We start from the raw sequence: 4,368 nt of genomic DNA, 5'->3' as shown, positions 1-4,368 counted from the left end.
AGATGTGTATAAGAGACAGGCCGAAGTCGGATCACTGCCAGCTTTCGCTCAGTCGGTCACCTCGTCGGCGAGTGCGAGCAACGCAGCCGGAATGTTCAGCCCCAGCTCGCCCGCTGTCCTGGAATTGATTACCAATTCGAACTTGGTAGGCTGTTCGACCGGCAGTTCGGCGGGTTTGGCGCCTTTCAATATCCTGTCAACGTGGCCTGCGGCGCGTCGGTAAAGGTCGGAAAGGCTCGGCCCGTAACAGATCAAACCGGCGACCTCGGCAAACTCCCGCGTTGGGTACACCGCCGGCATTCGTCGATCCCTTGCAAATCCCGTGATGCCGCGCCGGTTGGAGAAATTCCAGGGATTGCGCGCCACGAACAGTCCCTGCAATTGTTCGCGGGTTATCAGCCCGAATGCATCTTCGTAATTCGACGGCGCGTGCTCGGCATGAAGCAACGTGATACCGAGTCTCTCCGCTGCACTGCGCACGCCAATTGCGGCCGGACTTTCCCAATCGAGCTTCAGCCCCAGGTAGGCCACGCGGATCGCATTCGGTGCGACCTCGCGCAGCAACTGCAATCTCTTTGCTTCAAACTCCGGTCCCGTGTTGCCTGAGAAGCCTGTGATGTTGGCACCGGGATGGGCGAGACTGGCCACGAGACCCTGTGCGGCCGGATCGGAGCTGTTGGCCATGACGATGGGCACAGTTCGCGTCAACCGTTGGAAGGCGTGCGCGACCTCGTTGGCGCCGCCTCCGCCAGCCAGGATAACGTCAGGCGAAGTTACAAGGACCCGTGCCGCGATTTCATCGATTTGTCCAAATTTCCCCTCGGCCGAGTAAAATTCGAACTTCATGTTCTTGCCGTCCACGTAGCCAAGCTCTCGCAGACCTTGCAGAAAGGCAGTTACAAGACCTTTCCAGGCATCCCCCTCTTTGGCGTCGAGATATTGGCCGGTCGGAACGACGAAGACAATCCGATAGACCTTGCCGGCCGCTCTCGCCCGCGGCAGCCAAAGCGCGGACATAACTCCGCCGATCAGGGCGATGACGACGCGGCGTTTCATGGGATCATTCCGATCTCGCGAACAAATTCCGTCCCGTGCTGAGCTTGCGAGAACGAAGCCTACTACGGCTTTGCGTCGCCATCCATGTCAGTTCATGGCCCATCGGGGTCGTTTGCTGCGATGCGACGGCACGTCCGGAGTCAACCGTAGACCGGAAGCCGCTGGCGAGGGACAAAATCGACGCGAATGAGCCACAGGAGACATTCAGTGTTGGTGGCTCGTTGGATGGGCAAGGATTGCGCTAAATGCCCCACCGCTGTCAGCGTTCGCGTTCCCAGGTCAGAGTGCCGACGACCTTCTTGCCAGCATAAACGGAGCTGATTTGTTCAGCCGTTCGGATGCTCAACCGGTCGCCCTCCAACTTGAAAAACCTCACCTGATCCTGCCCGGTGAGGAGTTCGTTGCCCGACATGTCGACTTTGGTCGTGAATTTGTCTCCGTCGATGGTGAATTTGCCAGTGTAGACAAGCAATGACTTGAGCAGCGCCGCTGTCTCGTCGTTGTTTGTTGCAGGCTTGCGGTTTGCTCCGACAATAATGAAGGCCGCAAATCCGTCCGGCGTGAAAAGCGCCCTGCCTTTCGGGTTAGGACCAAACGGTTCGGTGGCGTCGCCGCTGACAATTTGAATGGTCCATGAGGTCAACTTCCAACTCCCGACCAGCTGCTTCGATGCGTCGTCCGCAAACACAGGTCCAGACTGAAAATAGCAATAGAGGGCAACCAATAAGGCAACGAGACGCGCCATGCTGTTCTCCCATGAATGGCAAGTCGGGCTCCGACAATGACCAGAATAGCTTGGGCGATCAAACTCGTCCGGGCGGTGCCCGGCCATGTCCGAACTTGAGGGTAGACCGGACCTGACTGCCCACGGCCGAAACCGGCGCTGTTGACCCACTCCAGACATCGCGCCTCCTCGCCAGAAGCAATCTGCGCTGCGAGGACCACGCATCGGTCACTTCGCGGGCAGGCGCAAACTGGCAAGGTCGGTCCCGACGACAACGGTCCCAGCAAAGCCGCCTTCCTTGGCTGCTTCCCTGTAATCCGCTTCGGTCAGTGGCTTCCCAGGAACCTTGAAAGGATATTGCTGGTCCGCTCCGATTGGCGGGATCAGGTGCGTCAGGATCAGATATTTCGCGCCTGCGCGCTCAGCCATGGCGCCGAGATCGGGGGCGGTACTTTGGCGGTAATAGGCATAAGGATACATCCCGCTGCCCTTGCCAGGTCCCATAACGGGGTGAATCGCTGAATGCACAATGATGTCAGCCCCTTTGGCCAACTTCTCGACTTGGTCAGACGTTGACCAGTTGCGTGGCGGTGCGAGCACATCATTCACTGCATCACCGCCGATCACCACGCTCCCCGCGGGCGTCTCGACGCGATAAGCCACGTTTCCCGGTATGTGTGTCGCCCGTATTGCGTTGACCCTCACATCGCCAGAGGTCCACACGGTCTGTGGCTCGTCGCTCGGCTCGAAGGTTATCGTGTTTATCAGTTCAGAGGGACCGCCCGCGGTGCGATCCTTCACCTCGGAGTGGCGCTGGGCGATCTCTCCGGACTGGATGAATGCATCGGCCAGGTGCGCCACAAATTTTTTGCAGCTGACAACGTAACCCTGCGTTGAAGCGGCGTCCGCACTGCACACGGCGTCAATTTTTGGGCCGGTCCCATGAAATGCCCAGCGGCTCTGCACGAGATCGAAAAAGCCCTCGGTATGGTCGCCGTGCATGTGCGTGAAGAACACGGCGTTGATCTGTTCGGTCCCGACTCCCAATTGCGATAAGCGCATCGTCGTGCCGCGGCCGGCATCGAACTGTAAAGTCACGGCGCCGCAGTTGTTGGCATCCTCGCCGTAGCGCACTAGCGTTCCGGCTGAAGCCAAGCCGTTGAATGGTTGTTGCGGGCCGCCGGCGGTGCCAGTCAAGGTCACCATCACACACGGCGTCGCCTGTGCGGTGGCGACGCCTATCCAGCACACCACGGTGGCCGCAAGCGCGGTCGCGAACGCAAACCGTTTCATATCCAGCCCTCCTGAGCACAGTTTTCCGATGCAACTTCTAAGATTGCTCAAATCAGCGCCCTGCGGCAATCCCCTAGAAAGACCGCACTTGGTCCTTCGGCGAAGTAGCGGCGCAGCTCATTGAGGTCCGCTCAGTGAGGCATGGCGGACCAGATTTTCTCAGGTCGAGTTGTTCGCATCTTGACCCTGAGCGGGCGTGCGGCACGCTCGAAACGACGCAGTCGATCTGGACCATGACCAATTCATCACGCAATCTGCGCCATCAATTTCGATAGTGAGGAAACGAGGCAAAATGAGCAAGCTCGAAAGACTTGTCGGAACATGGCTTCAGGTTTCGATTGATACAGTGGCCGCCGATGGCACAAGGCGTCCTCTTTATGGAGAAAATCCAAAGGGTATCGTCATTTACACGAGCGACGGCTACTTTTCTCTGATGCAAGCCCGCGCTGACCTCCCGAAACTACAATCGGGATTACCTTCAAAAGCAACTGCCGATGAAGCGAAGGCCGTGATCACCGGATCAATCGCGTATTTTGGGACTTACTCTCTTGATGAAGCAACCGACATCCTCAGTCTGGACATTCATGCCAGCACTCTCGCGAACTTCACTGGCAATCCTGAAGAGAAGCGAACGATCACGTTGCTAACCGACAGCGAGCTAAAGTTTACCAGATCGTTTGTGCGCGAAGTAACCCTTGAAACCGTTTTCAAGCGAGCGACATAACGAGCGGCAGTGCCTGCTGTTGCCCGCCATTTCCGAAGTTGAGGGTAGACCGGACGTGACTGCCCACGGTTGAAATCGGCGCTGTTGACCCTGAACGGACATTCCAGCTTCTCAACTTCTGCGCTAATATCAGGTTATTGGGTATCAAAAAGGCAGAGCATTGGAGGGGACTTCTTATGCCTAAGTTAAAATGCCTTGTTGCCTTCGTTGGGTACCTTATTGCAGCGTATCCGAGCTTCGCCGAAGACCGTGAGAAGGTGATCGGCATCTGGAAACTGGTTTCTCAAGAGATTGAAATTCAAGCCACCGGGCAGAAAGAACCCGTCTTCGGACATTCCCCTACGGGATACGCGATTTTCACGCTATTACGGTGACGGTGCTGGACTGCACCCCTGAAGTGAGACACGATAATTACAGTGACAGTGGGTTGTCACGATGCGTTACCGCGCTTTTTTTTTGCGCGAACGCGGTTTCGAACTCAAGAGGCGACTGGTATCCGAGCGCCGAGTGCAGGCGCTCTTTGTTGTAGACCTCCGCGATGAAGCTGTTTATGTGGCGGCGGGCGTCGCCC

5 protein-coding genes are annotated in these 4,368 nt (G+C 57.4%); 2 read left to right on the top strand and 3 right to left on the bottom strand.

Annotation, left to right across the window (positions count from 1 at the left end; genetic code table 11):
- Positions 1-48: 48 nt before the first annotated feature.
- The 3 genes from FXB40_RS45975 to FXB40_RS45965 all read right to left on the bottom strand — a co-directional run bounded on the left by FXB40_RS45975 (position 49) and on the right by FXB40_RS45965 (position 3,073).
- Positions 49-1,056, bottom strand: a complete 1,008-nt coding sequence (locus FXB40_RS45975) for an ABC transporter substrate-binding protein (protein WP_148778857.1) — start codon at positions 1,054-1,056, stop codon at positions 49-51.
- Between the two features lie 259 nt (positions 1,057-1,315).
- Positions 1,316-1,801, bottom strand: a complete 486-nt coding sequence (locus FXB40_RS45970) for a lipocalin-like domain-containing protein (RefSeq protein ID WP_187437588.1) — start codon at positions 1,799-1,801, stop codon at positions 1,316-1,318.
- 207 nt (positions 1,802-2,008) lie between these two features.
- A complete protein-coding gene (locus FXB40_RS45965; protein WP_148778855.1) occupies positions 2,009-3,073 on the bottom strand; it encodes an MBL fold metallo-hydrolase in 1,065 nt (354 codons plus the stop codon).
- 292 nt (positions 3,074-3,365) lie between these two features.
- Between FXB40_RS45965 and FXB40_RS45960 the strand changes: the two genes are divergently transcribed.
- Together FXB40_RS45960 and FXB40_RS45955 are read left to right on the top strand one after the other, a co-directional pair.
- On the top strand, positions 3,366-3,797 hold the full coding sequence (locus tag FXB40_RS45960; protein WP_148778854.1) for a lipocalin-like domain-containing protein: 432 nt from the start codon (positions 3,366-3,368) through the stop codon (positions 3,795-3,797).
- Positions 3,798-3,973: 176 nt separating this feature from the next.
- Positions 3,974-4,171 (top strand): lipocalin-like domain-containing protein, encoded by a 198-nt coding sequence (locus tag FXB40_RS45955; protein ID WP_148778853.1) that lies wholly within the window; start codon positions 3,974-3,976, stop codon positions 4,169-4,171.
- Positions 4,172-4,368 lie beyond the last annotated feature (197 nt).

The sequence above is a fragment of the Bradyrhizobium rifense genome (assembly GCF_008123425.1).
Classification (GTDB): Bacteria; Pseudomonadota; Alphaproteobacteria; order Rhizobiales; family Xanthobacteraceae; genus Bradyrhizobium; species Bradyrhizobium rifense.
The sequence above is the reverse complement of the archived record's forward strand: the minus strand, read 5'-3'. Positions and strand labels throughout refer to the sequence as shown.

Bases quoted from the DNA above. Each gene is read 5' to 3' on its own strand.
- FXB40_RS45975 (WP_148778857.1), bottom strand. From the start codon at position 1,056: ATGAAACGCCGCGTCGTCATCGCCCTGATCGGCGGAGTTATGTCCGCG.
- FXB40_RS45970 (WP_187437588.1), bottom strand. From the start codon at position 1,801: ATGGCGCGTCTCGTTGCCTTATTGGTTGCCCTCTATTGCTATTTTCAG.
- FXB40_RS45965 (WP_148778855.1), bottom strand. From the start codon at position 3,073: ATGAAACGGTTTGCGTTCGCGACCGCGCTTGCGGCCACCGTGGTGTGC.
- FXB40_RS45960 (WP_148778854.1), top strand. From the start codon at position 3,366: ATGAGCAAGCTCGAAAGACTTGTCGGAACATGGCTTCAGGTTTCGATT.
- FXB40_RS45955 (WP_148778853.1), top strand. From the start codon at position 3,974: ATGCCTAAGTTAAAATGCCTTGTTGCCTTCGTTGGGTACCTTATTGCA.